The sequence below is a fragment of the Hymenobacter sedentarius genome (assembly GCF_001507645.1).
Taxonomy (GTDB): Bacteria; Bacteroidota; Bacteroidia; order Cytophagales; family Hymenobacteraceae; genus Hymenobacter; species Hymenobacter sedentarius.
Genome location: NZ_CP013909.1, coordinates 2,234,495 through 2,255,252, shown reverse-complemented (window position 1 = coordinate 2,255,252; position 20,758 = coordinate 2,234,495). Strand labels below are relative to the sequence as shown.

12 protein-coding genes are annotated in these 20,758 nt (G+C 61.1%); 4 read left to right on the top strand and 8 right to left on the bottom strand.

All coding sequences use genetic code 11. The annotated features are described in order from the left end of the window. Positions 1-87 precede the first annotated feature (87 nt). On the top strand, positions 88-1,038 hold the full coding sequence (locus tag AUC43_RS09405) for a glycoside hydrolase family 43 protein (protein ID WP_068192272.1): 951 nt from the start codon (positions 88-90) through the stop codon (positions 1,036-1,038). A gap of 3 nt (positions 1,039-1,041) precedes the next feature. Further along, positions 1,042-2,139, top strand: coding sequence for a glycoside hydrolase family protein (locus AUC43_RS09400; RefSeq protein ID WP_199243527.1), 1,098 nt, complete (start codon positions 1,042-1,044; stop codon positions 2,137-2,139). A gap of 181 nt (positions 2,140-2,320) precedes the next feature. On the opposite strand, the gene AUC43_RS09395 is transcribed toward AUC43_RS09400, so the two are convergent. The 8 genes from AUC43_RS09395 to rhaT form a co-directional block, all read right to left on the bottom strand. Next, complete coding sequence (locus AUC43_RS09395; protein WP_068192270.1) at positions 2,321-5,185, bottom strand: glycoside hydrolase family 2 protein; 2,865 nt, start codon at positions 5,183-5,185, stop codon at positions 2,321-2,323. A gap of 127 nt (positions 5,186-5,312) precedes the next feature. Next, positions 5,313-7,058 (bottom strand): hypothetical protein, encoded by a 1,746-nt coding sequence (locus AUC43_RS09390; RefSeq protein WP_068192268.1) that lies wholly within the window; start codon positions 7,056-7,058, stop codon positions 5,313-5,315. 82 nt (positions 7,059-7,140) lie between these two features. Next, positions 7,141-7,980, bottom strand: a complete 840-nt coding sequence (locus tag AUC43_RS09385; RefSeq protein WP_068192266.1) for a rhamnogalacturonan acetylesterase — start codon at positions 7,978-7,980, stop codon at positions 7,141-7,143. 13 nt (positions 7,981-7,993) lie between these two features. Beyond that, positions 7,994-8,776 (bottom strand): rhamnogalacturonan acetylesterase, encoded by a 783-nt coding sequence (locus tag AUC43_RS09380; RefSeq protein WP_068192262.1) that lies wholly within the window; start codon positions 8,774-8,776, stop codon positions 7,994-7,996. Positions 8,777-8,897: 121 nt separating this feature from the next. After that, positions 8,898-10,844, bottom strand: coding sequence for a rhamnogalacturonan lyase (locus AUC43_RS09375; RefSeq protein ID WP_199243526.1), 1,947 nt, complete (start codon positions 10,842-10,844; stop codon positions 8,898-8,900). A gap of 74 nt (positions 10,845-10,918) precedes the next feature. After that, complete coding sequence (locus AUC43_RS09370) at positions 10,919-12,436, bottom strand: RagB/SusD family nutrient uptake outer membrane protein (RefSeq protein ID WP_068192260.1); 1,518 nt, start codon at positions 12,434-12,436, stop codon at positions 10,919-10,921. 33 nt (positions 12,437-12,469) lie between these two features. Further along, positions 12,470-15,583, bottom strand: a complete 3,114-nt coding sequence (locus tag AUC43_RS09365) for a SusC/RagA family TonB-linked outer membrane protein (protein ID WP_068192252.1) — start codon at positions 15,581-15,583, stop codon at positions 12,470-12,472. Positions 15,584-15,841: 258 nt separating this feature from the next. Then, positions 15,842-16,924: an L-rhamnose/proton symporter RhaT gene (gene rhaT / locus AUC43_RS09360; RefSeq protein WP_068192250.1), complete on the bottom strand. Its 1,083-nt coding sequence runs from the start codon at positions 16,922-16,924 to the stop codon at positions 15,842-15,844. A gap of 262 nt (positions 16,925-17,186) precedes the next feature. Between rhaT and AUC43_RS09355 the strand changes: the two genes are divergently transcribed. After that, positions 17,187-19,295, top strand: coding sequence for a bifunctional aldolase/short-chain dehydrogenase (locus tag AUC43_RS09355; protein WP_068192248.1), 2,109 nt, complete (start codon positions 17,187-17,189; stop codon positions 19,293-19,295). A 306-nt stretch (positions 19,296-19,601) separates the two neighbouring features. Next, positions 19,602-20,612 carry a GntR family transcriptional regulator gene (locus AUC43_RS09350; RefSeq protein WP_068198433.1) on the top strand — a complete coding sequence of 337 codons (1,011 nt, stop codon included), beginning with the start codon at positions 19,602-19,604 and terminating at the stop codon, positions 20,610-20,612. The last annotated feature ends 146 nt before the right edge of the window (positions 20,613-20,758 follow it).

Here is a 20,758-nt window from a genome sequence, read left to right as displayed (position 1 = left end):
AAGATGCTTCGCGGCGCTCTGCATGACAAATGATGCGAGCGAGATGCTTCGGCTGCACTCAGCATGACAGGCTACTCAAATGAATAAATGTCTAGAATAAAAATCTCCGCCCTCCTCGCGCTCCTCGCCCTCAGCTCCTGCGCTACCCGCGCCCAAACCGTTTTAAAGCCCAACGAAGCCCTCGTCTTCTGCTATTTCAAAGGCAACGGCGGAGACGGCCTGCACTTGGCCAGCAGCCGCGACGGCTGCAACTGGACTGCCCTGAAGCACGACAGCACCTTCCTGCGCCCCACCGTGAGCAAGGACAAGCTGATGCGCGACCCCTGCATCATTCGGGGCCAGGACGGGCTGTTTCACATGGTCTGGACGGTGAGCTGGCAGGACAAGGGCATTGGCTACGCCAGCTCCAAAGACCTGATTCATTGGTCGGAGCAGCAGTTTCTGCCGGTGATGCAGCTGGAGCACAAGGCCCGCAACTGCTGGGCCCCGGAAATCAGCTACGACGCCCGCAGCAAGACCTACCTTATCTATTGGGCCAGCACCATTGCGGGCAATTTTCCGGAAACCCAGAGCACCGAGGAGAATGGCTACAATCACCGGATTTACTCGGTGAGCACGAAGAATTTCAAGACCTATACTCCCACCCGCCTGCTCTACGAGCCGGGCTTCAACGTGATTGACGCCAGCATCCAGCCCGACGGCAAGCGCTACGTGATGTTCCTTAAAGACGAAACCCGCGAGCCGGTGCAGAAGAACCTGCGCGTGGCTTTCAGCGAGCAGCTGGCCGGGCCCTACGGGCCGCCGTCGGCGCCCATCACCGGCAATTATTGGGCTGAAGGGCCCACGGCCGTGCGGCTGGGCACGGAGTGGCTGGTGTATTTCGACAAGTACCGCGAGCACAAATACGGCGCCGTGAAATCTGCCGACCTGACGCATTGGACCGATGTGTCCGACCAAATCAAGCTGCCGGCGGGCGTGCGCCACGGCACCATTTTCCGCGTCACGGCTAAGGAGCTGAAGCGCCTGGAGCAACAATAGCCCATGATGGATTTCCTGAAAAGCACCTGCCACCTCGCTACCGGCGGCCTGCTGGCGGCCCTGCTGCTCGGTGGAGACGCCCAGGCCCTCGCGCAAAAAGCCGCTGGCAAAGCTCACGTGGCTAAAGTAGCAGCCGCTACTAAATCTCAGCCCAACGCGGCGGCCAGGCCCGCGCCCAAGCCGCTGTTTCGCGACCCGGTGTATGATGGTGCGGCCGACCCGGTCATCATCTGGAATAAGCAGGCGAAGAAATGGTGGATGTTCTACACCAACCGCCGCGCCACCGACACCACCGCCACCGGCGTGACCTGGGTGCACGGCACGCGCATCGGCATCGCCGAATCCGGCGACGGCGGCACCACGTGGACCTACCGCGACACGGCTAACATCGGCTACCGGCCCAACCCCGGCTACACGCACTGGGCCCCCGACGTTGTGGAAGACCAGGGCCAGTACCACATGTTCCTGACCTACGTGCCGGGCACATTCACCGACTGGAATCACCCGCGCGTCATCGTGCACCTCACCAGCTCCGACCTGCTCAACTGGCGCTACGTGCAAACCCTGCCCCTGGTCACTGACAAGGTGATTGATGCCAGCGTGTTCCGGCTGCCCGATGGCACCTGGCGGCTGTGGTACAACAACGAGCGGGACCATAAATCCATCTACTACGCCGACAGCCCCGACCTGCAATTCTGGACCGACCATGGCCAGGCCCTGAACGAGCGCGGCGAAGGCCCCAAAGTCTTCCGCTGGCACGAGCAGTACTGGATGATAATCGACAAATGGCAGGGCCTGGCCGTGTACCACTCTGCCGACCTGCTGCACTGGCAAGCCCAACCCGAACGCCTGCTCGAAGCCCCCGGCCAGGCCCTGGACGACCAGGCCATCGGCGGCCACCCCGATGTGGTGGTGAGCGGCAACCGCGCTTATTTGTTCTACTTCACGCACCCCGGCCGCAGCAAAGCCCACCCCGCCCCAAACAATTCCATCGCCGCCAAGCGCAGCGTAATTCAGGTAGTTGAGCTGGAATTCAAAGACGGCAAGCTGACGTGCGACCGGGATAAGCCGACGTTTGTGCGGCTGCTTAATCAGCGGTAACCTCACCCCCGTCCCCTCTCCATAAGAGAGGGGAGCCTGAAGGTAATCAGGCAAATAGAAAAAAGGTCCAGCTCAATAGTGAGCTAGACCTTTCTGTTTAAAGGAGTTGAGCTGGTTCTTGTGCCGTGGCACCCCTCTCCGCGGGCTTCGCGCATCAAGCGGGCCGGGGGTGAGGTGCCGCCTAAAACAAGTCGTCCTTCACCGGCGCGATGTAGGGCTGGGGCTTGCTATCCGTTGGCGGCAGGCCGAAGTAGAAGTACAGCGTGCGCTTTATGGGCGCGCCGCTCAGGTGGTTGGTTTCGCTGTTGGCCCCCAGGTTTTTGGGGTTGTTGTCGATGTTCAGCCCAAGCTTGGTGCCGATGGGCGGGATGGCATCCAGGAAGGAAATATCGCCGGTGGGCAGGCCGGGTTGGGGCTTCACCCCGCTCAGGCCGTAGAAGTTGAAGCGGCGAATGAACAGGCCCTTGTCGGGGCTGGCGATGAGGAACTTGCCTTCCACGGTGTTCATCTCCATCCAGGCAATGTCGGCGAAGTAGCCCTTGAACTCGGGGTAAATCCAGGGCGCCGCGGCGGTCTGGGTGTTGTTGTTGGCGTTTTCCCACACGTTGGTGCTCACGCCCTGCAGGCGGTTTTTCCAGACTCGATACGGGCCCTGGCCCAGCCACTTGGCCCCGATGACAAAGTTCTCCGGGTAGGTGAAGCTGATGCCGGTGAAGGGGTAGTCGCCGGTGAGGGCGTACTCGTATTCCATGCGCAGCCAGCCGTTGGCGTGCATTTTCCAGCGCACGGCTTTCAGGTCGCCGGTGTAGGTGGCTTCCACCGCTTCGCCGTCGGGCTCGGCGTGGTGCTTCAGGCCGGTGAAGGCGGCGGTGCCGGCCACCAGCACGGGGCCGTTGGTGAAGGAGAGTTTGTCGCCGTTGTTGCCTTTCACGCCGGAAATATGGCCGTTGCTTTTGTTGAAGGTGACGGCGATGTTGTTGGCCTTCAGCGTCAGCGTGCTGTCACTGTCGGTCACTTCCACGGCCGCCTTCGCTTTGGCTTCGAGGGCCAGCACGCCGTCGAGCAGCTTGGCATTGCCGCCGGTTTTCCAGGTCCACTTGTACACCAGGTTCTTGAACGGGTCGTAGGCCGAGAGCACCAGGGCATCGTAGTTTTTCCAGTCTTTGGGCAACTCGAGTTTCAGCTTGCCGGTGGCCAGTGGGGCCAGCGCGGGGCTTTTGATGCGGCTTTTCTTGCCCGTGATGCTGCCCGCAAACGGGTCGCTGGGCTTGCGGTAGTTCACCAGTTCCCACTGGAAAAAGCACTGGCTGAGGTTGGTAAAATGGTAGCGGTTTTCCACCTCCAGCGTGCCATTGAACTTAGCGGGCAGCTCTTTTAGCCCAATTCTTATGGGAGAGAAAATCTCGCGAATGGCAAAGAAGCTTCCCTCCTTCTCGCGGTGCGGGCCCATGAGGCCATCGGGCGCGTTCACGCCATTCACGTCGATGATGCCGCGCTGGTCGGTGCGCACGATGCCCTCGTCCACCATCGCCCACAGAAAGCCGCCGCCCGAGCGTTGCGACTTCCAGTGCAGCTCCCACATGTCGGCCAGGCCAGCTCCTCCCCCGCCGTCGTCCTGGCTGTGCAGGAATTCGGTGGGCATGTAAATGAGCGAATCAGCCAGAATTTTCTGCGTGCTGTAGTAATCCTCGTAGTGGTTGCAGTCGATGCCGCTGGCCGCGTTGCCGGGGCGGTGGTGCGGGTGAATAACGGGCCGTTTGGTAAGGTCGTACTGGTAGAAAATGGCGTCCAGCTCCTTATTGGTGCCGCCCTCGTTGCCGTTGTCCCAGAAAATGATGCTGGGGTGGTTCTGGTCTTTCTCCACCATGGAGCGCACCAGCGGGGTGCCGGCCTTGGTGCTGTAGTATTTCTGCCAGCCGGCCAGCTCGTCGAGCACGTACAAACCCAGCGAGTCGCAGAGGTGCAGAAACTCGGCATCGGGCGGGTAGTGCGACATGCGCACGGCGTTCATGTTCATCTCCTTCAGCAGCTTCACGTCCATGAGCTGGATGGAGTCGTTGAGGGTGCGGCCGGTTTCGGGCCACCAGCTGTGGCGGTTGGTGCCCTTCATTTTCACCTGCGTGCCATTCACGTAGATGCCCTTGCCACGGCGCACCTCAATGGTGCGGAAGCCAAACGACTCGGTGGTCTGGTACTGGGTTCCGGGGCCGGTGCGCAGCGTGAGGCGGGCGCGGTAGAGGGTCGGCGTTTCGGCCGTCCACGGGCGCGGGTTTTTGAGGGTGGCAGTCAGGCGAGCCACGGTGTCGTCGGCGGCTACCTCGGCGCGTGCGGTTCCCACGGTTTGGCCGGCGGCATCCAAGATATCAGCCTGAAGTTGGGCTGGCTGCTTCACGTTGCGCACGTTGGCGCGCAGGGTAAAGGTGCCGTTGGCCCGGGCGTCGATGGCTATGTTTTCGGCGTATTGCTGGGGGTAAGACTGCAAATACACCGGCCGAAAAATTCCGCCAAACACCCAATAATCGGCCAACCGCTCGGCGTTGTTCACGCTGGGCTCGGCCGACATTTTGCTCACCTTCACTTCCAGCAAATTCGCCTCGCCAAACTTGAGCTTGTCGGTGATGTCGTACTTAAAGCGGTAGAACGCCCCCTGGTGCACGGCCCCGGCCACCTGGCCGTTCACCTTCACTTCGGTGTCCGTCATCGAGCCCTCAAACACGATTTCGACCCGCCGCCCGCGCCAGCCGGCCGGCACCGTAAACGAGTGCTTGTACAGCCCCTGCTCGTCGGCGAAGCGAAAGTTCTTGCCGTAGGTTTTGTAGTCGCGGCCGTAGTTATAGAGCCCGAAGCCCTGCTGCTCCCAGCAGGAAGGCACCGCAATGGTGGTCCAGAAGCCGCTTTTGCGCCCGCCCGTGCAGTAGAAATCCCACTTCACGGTGGCGCGGTTGTCGCGGCCGGAGAGGTATTGGATTTGCTTCTGGGAGGAGGGCTGCGCGTAAGTGCTGAGCGCCAGAGATAAGTTGAGCAGCAGCAGGCAGAAGTATTTCATAGGCGGGTGATGTAGAGACGCGACACTTCGCGTCTCGCCGTTGCTGTTGTTGTTAAGGCGCAGATTGGTGCAATTCGAGTCGTTCAACGGGAGACGCGAAGTGTCGTGTCTCTACACTGTTCGGCGCTTAGTAGTGCGTGTGGTTGACCACGCTGTTTCTCAAATACTCCAGGTTCTTTTTTGAGTCCTTCCCGCCGTGTATAGCCCGGCGGCTGCCGTACACACTCAGCCGGCCCTGGCTCAGGGTAATGACTTCCTCGGCGCCCCGGCCCGTGAAATCGAACATGTGAAAGACCGGGTCGTGAAAGTACAGCTCGCCGGTGCCCACGTCGTTGAGCCGGAATTTGTGCCAGAACAGCTCAGTGGAGCCGTCGCCGCGCCAGTTGCCGCGCACGAAATCGGGGTTGCCGTTGATGGGATTGCCGGGCCACTTTTTCACCAGCGTGCCCGCCTTGTCGAACCAGTATAGCTGGCTGGAGAGGCCGGGCTCGCCGGCTTCGCGGCTGCCGTAGGTGCGGCCGCCCACTACCACCTGCGGGCCGGGCACGTTTTTGAGAAAGTTACCCACGGCGAGCTGCTGGCTGTGCTCGGCGGTGTTTTGCCAGATGATTTTGCCGGTCAGGGCCTCGTACACAAACACGCCGGTTTCGCTGTTGGCGGTGGCGATATCAAGCTTGCCGTCGCCGTTGATGTCGATGAACTTGTAGCTGTCGGCGTGGTCGTGATTGTCGGGCAGCAGGTCGAAGCGGTTCCAGATTTCTTTGCCCTGGGTGCTGAGCAGCAGCGAGCCCACCAGCACCTCGTCGAGGCCGTCGCCGTTCAGGTCAACCGGGTAGATATAGTGGCCAAGGTTGTCCTTTTTGCGGTGCTCGGTGTGCTGCCACAGCAGCTTGAGGTCGGCGGCGTAGGCGGTTACGTTTTCGGTGCCGCCCATGTCGGTGTAGGCCACCAAGTCGTTGGCGGGGCCGGGGTGCAGGTGCGCAATGGCCAGCCGGAAGTTGTTGTACACGTGGGGCAGCGGCTGGGTGGGCCAAGCCGTTTTGCGCAGGATTTTGCCGGTGCGTCCATCCGCCACCACCAGCCATTCTTTGCCGTCAATGAAGCGCCAGTGCACTACCTCGGCCCTGCCCGTGTGGTCGAAATCCCAGAGCACGCCGGGGGCCTCAAATTCTGACCGTTCCTTTACGTATTCGGTGGGGGCTTTGTAGGCCCACAGTTCCCGGCCGCTGTTATCGAAAACGTGAGCCGAGAAGTCTGGCTCCAATACCATAAAATCCGTTTTCCCATCGCCGTTCACATCCCCGAATTTCACGGCATTGGAAAGCGGTATGGTGTACTGTCGGAGCAGTTGCACATCTTCGGGCAGCTGGTAGGGCCGCACGTCTTCTTCCTTTAGGCTAGCGTTTTTGGAAAGCACCAGCACGTCTACCACCGGCCCCATCTCGATGCGCGTCAGCTTCACGTAGGCCGGGCCAGCGGGCAGCTGAAACGTGCCCCCCTCCTGCCAACTCAACGCACCCCGGCCGAAGCTGCCGGCCGTCACCTTGTCGTTGACGGCTACTTTGAAGCTGGTGTTTTTCTCGCCCTGGCTGCGCACAAACAGCGTGTAGCTGCCGGCCTCTGGCACCTGCACCCGCACCTGCATGTTGGTTTTCGATTTCAGCACCAGCGCCGTGTTATTAAAAATCCAGGGGGCGTGCAACAAACCGGCATCGGCAATGATGTCGCCTTTGGGAATTTCCTGGATAAAATTAGAGGCCGGAATAATGACCGTGGCCGGCAGTGGCGCAGGCCGGGCTGCGGCTAGCTGAGCGCTGCTTCTTAGGCTACCGAAGCAGCTCAGAGCCACAGCCACAACGGTAATTTTTCTCATGTTGAATGGGAATTGTAGCGCGGACTTTTAGTCCGCGAGTGTAGGAGATTCGAACGGGTTGCTCGCGGACTAAAAGTCCGCGCTACTTCTTCAGATACTTGCGCAGCGCCAGCCCTTTGGTGGCACGAATTCCCTCCGCCACAGTGGCGGCGTTGAGCTGCGCGCCGGCCTCGATGGTGTGCGTGTGGTCTTTCGAGGTGAAGTACACGGTGCCCACTTTGGCCTCGCCTTCGCGGTCGTATTTATCGGCTACCAGCTTATTCAAATCAATGAAATAGGCCCCGCCCTGCCGAGCCGCTTCGGCCGCCCACTTGGTGTAGCCCTTCGTGGCACGGTTCACTTTACCTTCTTTCCACCCGTTGCGCGGAATGAGCGAGCATACCACCGGCGTGGCGCCCTTGGCCTTGGTATCGGCAATAAACTTGCGCAGGTACCAGCCGTAGCTGTGCACCACTTCCTGCTGCTTGGAGAGGGGGTTGTACACTTCCTGGCTTTCCTCGCCGTTGCTTTTGATGGTGCCGCGGGCGCGGGCGGTGTCGGCCAACGGGCCGTCGTCGTTGTGCCCAAACTGCATAATCACGAAGTCGCCGGGCTGGATTTTGGCCTGCACCACGGCCCAAAGGCCCTTGGTTTGGAAGGTGCGGCTGCTGGTGCCGCCCAGCGCATCGTTTTCGATGTGAATGCGGGTGGTGTCGAAGTGCACGAGCAGGTAATTGCCCCAGCCCCAGAGGCCGCCGTCGCCCTTGCCCTTGCCGTTTTTCACGGTCGAGTCGCCGATAAGAAACAGCGTGGGCTTGCGCGCCTTCTGAGGCAACAGTGTGAAGGCTGAGCTCAGCAGGCACACAAGCAGCAGCGCGTAGCCCAGCACGGAGCGGCCAAGTAAATTATTGAGCTGGCTTCCGGGGTTGTCGTTTGATTTCATAAAGGGAAAGGCGTTATTTCTTAGCCAGGTATTTATTCAGCGCCAGCTTCTTGTTGCTTTTAATGCCATCTACCACCGACTCAGCGTTCAGGCGGGCGCCGGCTTCGTTGGTGTGGGTGTGGTCGCCGGGGAAAAACTTCTTTACCTCGTCCGGACCCAGCTTATCGTATTTCAGCGCCGTTATCTCGTTGAGGTTGATGAATGCCACGCCCTCTTGTTGGGCTACTTCCTGGGCCCACTTGCCGAAGTCGTTGCTGGCGCGGATGACTTTCCCATCCTTCCACTCGTTGCGCGGAATCATGGAGCAGACCACCGGTGTGGCGCCTTTGGCCTTGGCTTCGCGGATGAATTTGCGCAGGTACCAACCGTAGGTGTTCACGGTTTCGGGGTGGCCGTCGGGCCATACCAGGTCCTTGGTTTCTGCGCCGGTGCCGCGCAGCACGCCGCGGCGGCCGGCCTTGGTGGTGTCGGGCGCGCTGCCTTCGTTGTGGCCAAACTGCATGATGAGAAAATCACCGGGCCGGATGGCGGCAATAGTTTTCTCCCAGCGGCCTTCCGTGATGAACGTGCGGGTGCTGCGGCCAGCCTTGGCGTTGTTGCGCACCTTGATTTTGGTCGTATCGAAGTGGCTGGCAACGACGTTGCCCCAGCCCATTTGCCCGTTGCCGTTGTTGTTCACCGTGGAGTCGCCAATGAGAAACAGCGTGGGCGGCCCCGCCGGCTTGCCAAAGCCCACCAGCAGGAAAAGTACTGCGACCACTGTCAAGCAGCGGGTCGCAAACCAAGATTTATTCATCGTAAAAATTGAGAAAGGAAGCCGACGGCTTAGGGGTTAATAGTCAAAAGTTGCACCAAAGCCCCGCCAGGGTGTCCTGCACTCACCTGCGCAGCGGCGGCCCAAACTCGCCGCGGCCCCGCTACAGGGCTTTCATGCCTTCGCCCAGAAAAAAGCCGGGGTGCGGCGGCTGGTTGTAGCCCACGTTTTCGCGGGCCACGCCAAGGCGGTAGGCGCGGTCCTGCATCAGCGTGGTGAGGCGGTGCGTGGTGGGAATGGTGCTGCTGAAAATCAGCAGCGCGGAGTTGTTGGCGGTGCGCCAGACTACTTCCTCGCGCCAGTCGCCCAGCAGGTCGGCGCTGAGGCAGGGCGTGGCTTTGCTGCCGTTGCAGGACGCGGCACCGAAGGCTTTGCCCTCAAGCGGCTTGTTGAGCTGGCCGGCCTGGTAGTCCCACTTTTCCACGCGGGTGTCGTTGAGCAGCTCACGCAGCAAATCCCCATCCCACCACAGGCCAAAGTTCACGGAGCGCGGCGACGGGCCGATGCGCTCGCCCTTGCAGGTGAGCAGGCCCAATTCCGGGTTGCTTACCCAGACTTCGGCGCCGGGGTAGCGCGGGTCGATGTCGGCGGCCATGCCGCGGCCCACGTCCTGGCCGGGCAGCCGGGCGAAGAGGGTTTTGCCGGTTCGGGCATCGTACATCGCGGCCCCGGGGCCGTTTTCGTAGCCGGGCACTTTCTCTTCGTTTTCGTGCACGCCCCAGGCTTCCAGGCCGGGCGTGCTGGGGTCGAGGTCGCTCACGTGCAGGGCGTCGCCGTGGCGCAGGCCGGTGCTGTAGAGCCCCGTGCCATTGTCGTCGACCACCATCGAGCCGTACACGATTTCGTCTTTGCCGTCGCCGTCCACATCGTTCACGCTCAGGCCGTGGTTGCCCATGCCGGAAAAGGGATTCTTGCCATCTTTCGAGTCGAAGACCCAGCGCGACTTGAGCTGGCCACCGCGCCAGTCCCAGGCGGCCAGCACAGTGCGGCCGTAGTAGCCGCGGCACATCACCACGCTGGGCCGGCTGCCGTCGAGGTAGGCCACGGCGGCCAGGAATCGGTCGGCACGGTTGCCGTAGCGGTCGTTGCCTCCGTTGCCGCCGAGGCCGCCCCAGCCGCTCAGGTCGCCACGGGCGGGCAGGTAGGGCGTGCTGGCTAGCGCCGCGCCAGTGAGACCGTTGAACACCGTGAAATACTCTGGCCCGGCCAAGATGCGGCCGTACTTGGCATCGCGGGCCGTGAGCACGCTGGGGCCGTCGCTGGGCACAGTGAGCGAGCGGTAGTCTTTGGTAGCATCGCCCACAGCTTTGCCCATGCCATCGACGGTGCCATCGGCGGTTTTGCAGGCCACTTCGGCTTTGCCATCGCCGTCGAGGTCGTACACCATGAACTGCGTGTAGTGCGCGCCGGCCCGGATGTTTCGGCCCAGATTGATGCGCCAGAGGCGGGTGCCGTCCAGCTTATACGCATCAAGAATGACGGGGCCCGTGAGGCCGCCCTGGCTGTTGTCGTGGGCGTTGGTGGGCTCCCATTTCAGCACAATTTCGTACTGGCCGTCGCCGTCCAGGTCGGCCGCGGAGGCGTCGTTGGCGGTGTAGGTGTAGGCGCTGGTTTCGGGGCCGCTGCTCACGGTGCCTTCGGGCGGCGGTTGCAAAGGCACACGCAGGAAGCCTTCGCTCCAAGCGGTAGCCAGCGCAGAAGCGTCCGAAGCATCGGGAGTGGCGGCAGCTCCGGCCACCCGGACGAAGTACTTCGAGGATGATGTTTTGCCGGCTATGTCCAGAAAGTTGGTGCCCGCAGTCAGGGGCTGGTCATTGAGCTTGATGGGGGCTCCGGCGCCGTTGGTGCGGTACACGTTAAAGCCCACCCCAGGCGCGTCAGAAGCCAGCAGGCGCCAGCTAATGAACACCTTGCCATCGGGTTGGGCAATGGCTACTATCCCGCGCCCCAGCCGTTCGGGCTGCGCCTGGGGGGCCGGGGGCAAGGTAGCCGAAGGGCCCGCCCCAAGCAGGGCGGCAGCCAAGGCCAGCGAAATGCAGCGGGATTTCATCGGGCAAAAGGAATGACGGAGGCAGTTGGCAAAAAAACGGCGGGTTGGAGCCCGCCGTTTTTGAATTATTCAGGCTAGTTGTAGCCGGGGTTCTGCTGCCAGAAGCCGGGGTTGATGCGCAGCTCCAGCAAGGGAATGGGGAAGAGCAGGTCGTGCTCGTCGAGCTGGCGGAAGCCGCTGTTGATGGTCAGCCGCTTGTAGGCCGTCATCACCGAGATGGCGTTGCCGGTGCGTACCAGGTCGAACCAACGCAGGCCTTCGGCGGCAAACTCGTACTTGCGCTCCTTCAAAATAGCGGCAATGAACGCGGCTTTGCTGGCCGTTTCGGGCGAGGTGGCGGTGTAGGCCGCGACGCCCGAGCGGGTCCGAATCTGGTTCACCAGCGACAGGGCTAGCGGCTGCACCGAGCCGCTTTCCTCGGTCAGCACCTCGGCGTACATCAGCATTACGTCCTCGAAGCGAATGATGGGGAAGTTGTTGGAGTAGTCGCGATTGTTCTGCGGGGCGGTGGTGCCTTTCTCCAGGAACTTGGTGAACTGCGCCCGGGTCACGGTAATGGCGTTGGTAGTCGGGTTCACATATACGGTGTCCAGCGTGGCTTTGCGGCGCAGGTCCTTGATGGACCAGTTGCGGCCCAGGAAGTCGGGGCTGGGCGTGATGTCGGTCTGGCTGGGCGAGAAGGGCGACCACCACGACGGAAACACGCTGCCCTGGTCCCACGGAATGGTGCTACCCAGGCCCACGCCGCCCGAGGCGTACTGGATTTCAAACACCGCGTACTTGTTGTCGTTCACGGTTTTGAATAGGTCGGCGAAGTTGGCGGCCATCGAGAACGTGGTGGGGCCGGCAGCGGCGTACACATCCATCAGCTGCTGCTTGGCCAGCGGCAGGGCGCTGGACTGGCGCAGCGGGTAGCCGTACATGGTGAGGTACACGCGGGCCAGCATGGCCTTGGCAGCCCACTTGGTGGCGCGGCCCTTGTCGGTGGTGCCGTAGGAAGCGGGCAGGTTGGCGGCGGCAAAGGTCAGGTCGTCGACGATGAGCTTGTACACGTCGGCAATGGGTGCGCGCGGCACCGTTTTCGACTCCTCAATGCCCAGCACGTGGTCGGCAATGGGCACCGGGCCCCAGTAGCGCACCAGGTCGAAGTAGGCGTAGGCGCGCAGGAACCGGGCTTCGCCCTTGAACTGGTTCACGCGGGCAAAGGAGAAGGGCTGGATTTTCTCGAGCAGAATGTTCGAGCGGTACACCACTTCAAACAAATCGGTCCAGGTGGCCTGGAGCTGACCCAGCTGCGAAGTAGCCGTGAAGTTGCTGATGTCGCTGAAATCCCGCTGCACGGTCTGCACCTGCGCGTTGATGTTATCGGAGCGAAACTCCGACATGTTCCAGTTCGAGCTTTGCGGAAACGAGAGGGCGCCGTTGTAAATGGCAATTACGCCCTGGTTTACTTGTGCCTCGTCCTTGTAGAATTCGTCGGCCGTGTTGTTGGCCACGGGCGGAATGTAGAGTTCTTTTTCGCTGCAGGAAGATGCCAGCAGCGTGCCCAGTCCCAGTGCGGCGGAGTACGCCAGAAGTTTAAGTGCGTTCATCGAAATATCGGTTTAAAGGGAGTGGAAGGGCACTTAAATCGACAGGTTGAAGCCGAACGTGTAGGTGCGGGCCTGCGGGTAGCTGCCGTTGTCGTAGCCGCCGGCTTGCAGCGCCTCCGGCGAGAAGCCGCCGGTGTAGTTGTGCCAGATGTAGGCGTTTTCCAGCGCGAAGTACACGCGGGCCCCGCTGTAGAAGCGCTGCTTGGGCAGGGTGTAGCCCAAGGTGATGTTCTTCACGCGGATGTAGTCGGAGCTGTACAGCCAGCGCGAGTCAAAATAAGCACCGGTGGTGGCGCCGATAGATGGCGTCTTGCCGTCGCCGGGGTTGGCTTCGGAGCGCCAGCGGTTGTTCCAGTTCGAGGAGTGGTTGTAGAGGTAGCCCATGCCCGGCCGGTCGATGGAGCGGCCGATGAGCGAGTACAAGTCGCCGCCCTGCTGGGCGTTCACCAGCACGTTCAGGTCGAAGCCTTTGTAGCGGAAGTTGTTGGTTACCCCGAAAGTGAACTTGGGCTGGGGGTTGCCAATGATGGTGCGGTCGTCGTTGGTGATGACGCCGTCGCCGTTCACGTCGCGGTATTTGGTGTCGCCCACGCGGGTGCCGGACATTTTGGGGCCGGCATCAACCTCGGCCTGGGTCTGGTACACGCCGATGGCATCGTAGAGGTAAAAGGAGTTGATGGGCACGCCCACCTGCAGCAGGCTGGTCAGGTTGCTGAAGCCGCCGGGTACGGGCGTGTTGTCGGTGCCCAGGCGCACCACTTTGTTGTCGTTGTAGGAAGTGTTAAAGGAGGTATTCCACTGAAAGGCGCCCACGAGGTTGCGCGAGTTCAGGCCCAGCTCCACGCCCACGTTGCGCACGTCGCCGATGTTTTGCAGGCTTTTGGTGAAGCCTGTGATGGACGACACCGGCACGGTGTAGAGCAGGTCGGTGGTGTTTTTGATGTAGTAGTCGGCCGACACCTGCAGGCGGTTGTCGAGGACACCGAAATCCACGCCGTAGTTAAAGCTGGCGGTTTGCTCCCAGCCCAACACGTCGTTCTGGAAGTTGGCGGGGCTGTAGCCGGTGGCGGCGGTACCTGTGCCCAGCGGGTAGTTGTTCACGCCCAGGGTGGCAAACTGCGAGTTGCTGGGAATGCGGTTGTTGCCGGTAACGCCCCAGCTGGCCCGGAATTTCAGGTCGCTGATAACCGATATGCCCTGCATGAAGTCCTCACCCGACACGCGCCAGCCCACCGACACGGCCGGGAAGTAGCCAAATGGCCGGCTGTTGCCGAATTTCGAGGAGCCGTCGCGCCGCAGGCTGGCCGACAGCAGGTACTTCTGCTTGTAGTCGTATTGGGCGCGGGTGAAGTACGACAAAAGCATGTCCTTCACCGGCACAGCAATGCTGGTCTGGTTGGTAGTGGAGTTGGCGCGGTCAAACAGGTAGGTCCAGTCGTTGGGCAGCTGGGCATTTTCCTGCTGCGACCGGTCTTCCTCGGTGCGCTCGACGGAGTAGCCTGCAATGGCGCTCAGGTTGTGGTTGCCAAACGAGCGGGTGTAGTTCAGCACGCTCTGGAAGAGGTAGCGCGTGTTGAAAGTCTGGTAGTAGCGCGAGCGGCTCAATGCGCCTTCGTTGGTGGCGTTGAACCAGTTGCGGTCGGTGTTGGTGGGGTAAAACTGCTGGTCCTGGTAGTAGCCGTTGTCCAGGGCGCCCAGCAACTGCAGCTGCAGGCCTTTGTAAAGGTCCAGGTTCAGGCCCATGTTGGCGTTGAGGCGGGTGCGGGTGCCTTGCACCTGGCTGCGCTCCAGCACCGCCACCGGGCTGATGTAGTTGCCCGAGTAGTTGTAGGTGCGGTAAGGCTGGGCGCCCACGTAGTTGCCGGCGTCCTTGGGGCCCACGGGGGGCATCTGGGCGGCGTTCAGGGCCTGCCCACCGGTGCCGTCTACGCGGCCCAGGCTGGCCCACTCCATGCTGGGCGCCAGGGTCATAAACAGCTTGATGCCTTTCTTAATCTGGGCATCGAAGTTGGCCCGCAGGGTGGCGCGCTTCAGGTTGGTGCCCACAATCACGCCGTCCTGGTCGAGGTAGGAGCCGTTGATGTTGTAGGTTACGTTGTCGGTACCGCCCGACACGCCCACCGTGTACTGCTGCATCCTGGCCTTGCGGAACAGGGCGTTCTGCCAGTCGGTGTAGGCGAGGCTGTCTTGGCCGTATGCCCACTTGGGGTCGTAGGTGTAGCGAATGATGTTGGTGGTGCTCGGCGGCACGCCGTTCACGGTCAGGCGCTGAAGGCGCGTGGCCCGGGAGTCCTCGGGGCGGTTGAGCGGGTTTTGCTTCACCCAGTCCTCGTCGATGCCTTCTTTGCGCATCTGAATCCAGTCCTCGGGCGATTGCACGTCGAGCTTGCTTTCTACTTTCTGAATACCCGTAAAGCCCGAAAAATTGAGCTTGGCCGCGCCTTTCTTGCCGCGCTTGGTGGTTACGAGCACCACGCCGTTGGAGCCGCGCGAGCCGTAGATGGCGGCCGAGGCCGCGTCCTTGAGCACTTCAATGTTGGCCACGTCGGTGGGGTTGATGCCGCGCAGGTTGTCCACGGGCACGCCGTCTACCACATACAGCGGCTCGTTCGATGCATTAATAGAAGCCGCGCCCCGCACCCGAATCTGCAGCTCGGCGCCCGGCTCGCCGGATGGCGTCTGCACGTACACGCCGGGCATCTGGCCCACCAGCGCGTTCTCGATGCGGTTGATGGGCCGCTCTTCAATCTCCTTGGCCGTGACGCCGGTGATGGCGCCGGTCACGTTTCCAGCTTTCTGGGTGCCGTAGCCTACCACTACCACCTCGTCCAGCCCTTTGGTATCGACGGCCAGGGCAGGGCTAATGGTGGACTGACCCGCAAGGGCAATTTCCTGCGAGGCATAGCCCACAAAGGAGAACACCAGCGTCCCGCCCTCGTTCGGCACCTGCAGGGTGTAGGTGCCGTCGGGGCCGGTGCCGGTGCCGTTGGTGGTGCCTTTCAGCAGCACCGTCACGCCGGGCAGGGCTTCTTTGGTGTCGGCAGTAGTCACCTTACCGCTCACGGTGCGGCCCTGCGCCAACGCGCCCGGCATATAGCCAGCGAGCAGAAACAGGAGCAAGCAAGCCAGTCTGTAGAGCTTGTTCATAGAAAAAGTAGTTGGCGGTTTTAAAAAGTGTAAAGTCAAAGCGGAGTCAACGACCAGGCATCTTTTACCCAGCCATCAAAACTATTGCAATCGATTGTGTGCACTTACCTGTCCTCTCCTGTATTTTCCAGTTTCTATATTATTTTTTCATAATTCTCACATCTGACTGGTTGTATATGCCAGCCGCAAAAAAAAGGCCCCCGTCGATGGACGGGGGCCGCGCTGTTTATCATGGAAGACTATGCGCTGAATATTGAGCTATTCGCGGGCACTCACCGAGGCTGAGGCCTCCTTCTCGGGCTTCTCCGAGCCCAGGTAGTTGCCGTAGCCCACTATGACAGTAGACAGCACCACCGCCAGAATGCCCAGCGACACGGTGCGCATGGTGAGCTTGTTGGCCCCACGCCACTCGTGCAGGTACAAGCCCCAGAAGCTGCTGAAGGCGATGATGAAGGCCATGTGCAGCGTCCAGCCCGAGAAGCGGTAGGCGCCCATCTGGCTGTCGCCCATGCCGTAGAAGAAGAACTGGAAGTACCAGGTGGTGCCCGCCAGCGCGCAGAAAATGACATTGCGCAAAGCCGGGGCCGACGGATTGAGGTAGTCGGTGTAGGTCTTGTTTTTGAGGTTGAGGTAGATGCACCACACCGCGTTGGTGGTGAGGCCGCCGAGCAGAATAATGACCAGAATGGCGTTATTGGCAAACAGCTCGCTGGTGCCGGAGTGCTTGGCGATTTCGGCAATGGGCTGGCCGGCTGTGAGGCCAAAGGAGAAGCAGGCACTCATAACGCCCGAGAACACAGCCACCAGCACGCCCTTGCGCAGCGAAAACTCGGCAATGGTTTCCTGCTTCTGCGCGTCAGTAAGCGACCTTTCCTTCATAAAGCCGGCCAGGCCGCACACCACAATGCCCATCACGCACACCACCAGCCCCATCATAATCACCTGCCCCGAGGCCGAGTGAATCAGCTCGGGGAAAGTGCCCAGCCACAGCGGCGGCACCACCGTGCCAAACACCGCGCAAAGCCCCAGCGTGACGGCCATGCCCAACGACAAGCCCAGGTAGCGCATGGCCAACCCAAAGGTGAGCCCGCCGAAGCCCCAGAGCACGCCCCATATATAGGTCCAGAGCAAGGTGGAGTGGTCGGCCTGGGCCAGCACCCCAAACAGGTTGTGCACCGTGAGCGAGCCCATGATGATGGGCGCAAATACCCACGACACGATGCCGCCCACCAGCCAGTAGCTTTCCCAGGCCCAGCCGTTGACCTTCTTATAAGGCAGGTAAAAACTGCCGGAGGCAAAGCCGCCCAGCGCGTGAAGGATTACTCCCCAAATGACAGCCATAGTTGTAGGGTAAGGTTTTAGACAAAGCTGCCGGGTTGCCAAGCGCAAACCCTCCTGTGCTCTCCTGACCGCGAAGTAAAGCCGAATGCGGCAGCCGGTGGGCATTTCTTTTTCAGTTGAGCTAATTTCTATTCCCTGCTTTCTTAACATCTTTTTTACAAGCAAGCAGGAGAGTGCAGGAGGTTGGCCCCGCTCCGCCCGGGCACCTTTGTAGAAAAGCAACCCTATCCCGTTTTCTGGTCAACGAAACAGAAGCACTATCATGGAAAAAACGCTCACTTTCCAACACGTCAGCTACCTCTGGGACGAGGCCAAGGCACTGGAGCTGGCCGGCGACGAAGTCGCCCTGTTCCTCTACCGCTCCAACCTGCTCGGTGCCGACCTGCGCCTTACCAACTACGCCGGCGGCAACACCTCCTGCAAAATCACCGCCACCGACCCCGTGACCGGCCAGCCCGCCGACGTAATGTGGGTGAAGGGCTCGGGCGGCGACATCGGCACGCTCACCAAAGCCGGCTGCGCCAACCTGTATGTCGAGAAGCTACACCAGCTCAAGAACCGCTACCGCGGCCTCGCATTCGAAGACGAAATGGTGGGCCTGTTCGAGTACTGCCTCTTCGACCCCAAGTGCGCCACGCCCAGCATCGACACCCCGCTGCACGGGCTGCTACCCTTCAAGCACATCGACCACCTGCACCCCGACGCCCTGATTGCCATTGCGGCCAGCAAAGACGGCGAGCAGATTATGAAAGAAATCTGGGGCGACACCATGGGCTGGCTGCCGTGGCAGAAGCCGGGCTTCGACCTGGGCCTGCAGCTGGAGAAGATTGTGACCGACAACCCCGGCCTGCGCGGCGTCATCCTCGGCGGCCACGGCCTGTTCACCTGGGGCAACACCAGCTACGAGTCCTATCTCAACACGCTCGAAGTCATTGAGCAAGCCGCCACCTACCTCGAAGCCCACTACGGCCAGAAAGTCCCCGTGTTCGGCGGCGTGAAACTGGAGCAAACCCTCGACGCCGCCGGCCGCCGCCAGCAGGCCGCCGCCGTGATGCCGGTATTGCGCGGGCTGGCCAGCAGCCAGCGCCGCATGCTGGGCCACTACACCGACGACGCCCGCGTGCTCGAGTTTGTCAACTCGAATGATTTGGCCCGCCTGGCCGCCAAAGGCACCTCCTGCCCCGACCACTTTCTGCGCACCAAAATCCGCCCACTGGTACTCGACCCCGAGCAAATGCAGGCCGATGCAGCCAGCGTGAAGACGTACCTGGAAGGCCAGTTTGCGGCTTACCGCCAGGACTACGCTGCCTACTACGAGCGCAGCAAACACGCCAACTCGCCGGCCATCCGCGATGCCAACCCGGTCATCATCCTGTGGCCCGGCGTGGGCTTGTTCTCCTTCTCGAAAGACAAGCAGACGGCCCGCGTGGCTGCCGAGTTCTATACCAACGCCATCAACGTGATGAAGGGCGCCGAGGCGGTGAGCACCTACCAGGGCCTTCCCGAGCAGGAGGCCTTCAACATCGAGTACTGGCTGCTCGAAGAAGCCAAGCTCCAGCGCATGGCTCCGCCCAAGGCCCTCTCCGGCAAAGTGGCCTACGTGACCGGCGGCACCGGCGGCATCGGCAAAGCCATCTGCGAGGAGCTGCTGAAACTCGGCGCCTGCGTGGTGGCCGTGGACCGCGACCGCCTGGAAGAAACCCAGGTTGAGCTGCGCAAAAAATTTGGCCAGGACAGCGCCCTCACGGCCGCCATCAACGTGACCGATGCCGAGAGCATCGCCGAGTCACTGCGCCAGGCGGTGCTGCAGTTTGGCGGCGTTGACATCATCGTGAACTGCGCGGGTTTGTCGATTTCCAAGCCTTTGGCTGAGACGACGCAAGCCGATTGGGACATTCTGAACGACGTGCTGGTGAAAGGTCAGTTCCTGGTGAGCCAGGCGGCCGTGGCCATCCTGCGCCAGCAGGGCCTGGGCGGCGACATCGTGAACATTGCCAGCAAAAACGGCCTCGTGGCCGGGCCCAACAACGTGGCCTACGGCACGGCCAAGGCCGCGCAGCTGCACATGAGCCGCCTGCTGGCAGCCGAGCTCGGCGGCGACAAGATTCGCGTGAATACCGTGAATCCCGATGCCGTGCTGCGCGGCTCCAAAATCTGGGAAGGCGACTGGGCCGCCGGCCGGGCCAAGGCCTACGGCATCTCGGTGGAAGAGCTGCCCCAGCACTACGCCAAGCGCACGCTGCTGGGCGAGGAGCTGCTGGCCGAAGACATCGCCAAGGCCGTGCGTGTCTTTGTGGACGGCTCGCTGAGCAAGAGCACCGGCAACGTGCTCAACGTCGACGGCGGCGTGGCCATGGCCTTCGTGCGCTAAGCGACGACCATTGCTCACTTATCCGGAACGTCAGGTTGAGCTGGCCGAAGCATCCGGCGTGTGGTAGTAACCCTTTCGATTGGATTACTGCTGCACGTCCGATGCTTCGGCCAGCTCAACCTGACGTTCTTTTTTATTTAATGCCAATAGCTACGTTTCGGAAGTGCTTTTGGCACCGCCAAAAAAGCTACATTTGGGGCAGCCTCCTTTCTCACCTTTTTCTCATGCGATTGAATTCTGAGTGTTTAGACCGGTGTTTCTACTAGGTCTTGCTCCACGCATTCGCATGGTTTGCCCACCGCCGGCATGTATCAGTTACAACTAAAGCCCCTTGATAAGACGCCGAAGTACAAGCAGATTGTGCAGTCGGTCATCATGGATATTGAGCGCGGGGTGCTGAAAAACGGCGACCACCTCCCAAGCATCAGCGAGCTGAGCGTGGAGCACTACCTGGCGCGCGACACCGTGGAAAAAGCCTACCGCGAACTGCGCGAGCGCGGCTTCATCACCTCGGTGCAGGGAAAGGGCTATTACGTGGAAAGCAACGACACCTCGAAGCTGAAAATCCTGCTGGTGTTCAACAAGCTGAGCTCCTACAAAAAAATTATCTATTACGCTTTTCTGGAAACCCTCGGCGACCGCGCCACGGTAGACCTGCAGATTCATCACTACAACGTGAATTTGTTTCAGGAGATCATCGAGAAGAACCTCGGCAAGTACAACTACTACGTGGTGATGCCGCACTTCACCCTCGACACCGATAAAGCCCAGTACCACGCCATTCTGAACACCATTCCGAGCCAGGAGCTGGTGCTGCTCGACAAAGACATTCCGGAGCTCAAGCACGACTGCCTGCGCGTGTTTCAGGACTTCGACAAGGACATTTTCACGGCCCTGGAAAAGGCCGAGGACCTGCTGGAAAAATACACCCGCCTGGTGCTGGTGCTGCCCTCCGATGCCAACCACCCGGAGGAATTGCCGTGGGGCTTCCGCTCCTTCTGCCTGATGCGCAACAAGGAATTTTCGGTGGTGGAAAACGCCATGAACGAAGTGGTGCAGGCCGGCACGGCCTACGTGGTAATCCGGGAAACCGACCTGGTGGAACTGGTGAAGAAAATCCGCCAGACCAGCTACCTGCTGGGCCGCGAAGTGGGCATCATTTCCTTTAACGAAACCCCGCTCAAAGAACTGCTGAACATGACGGTGATTACCACCGACTTCGAGGCCATGGGGCAGACCGCAGCTAACCTGCTGCTGGAGAAGCAGCGCGTGAAAGTGAAGAACCCGTTTTATACCATTCGGCGCGGGTCGCTGTAGGAGCTCGCAAATTGAGCACGAGGTAAAAAACGGTCATGCAGAGCGCAGCGAACCGAAGGTCGGCGTAGCCAAGCATCTTGCCCGCGCCTCCTGTCCGCGCCACCTGTCATGCTGAGCCTGCGAAGCATCTTATCAGGTTTGAACGA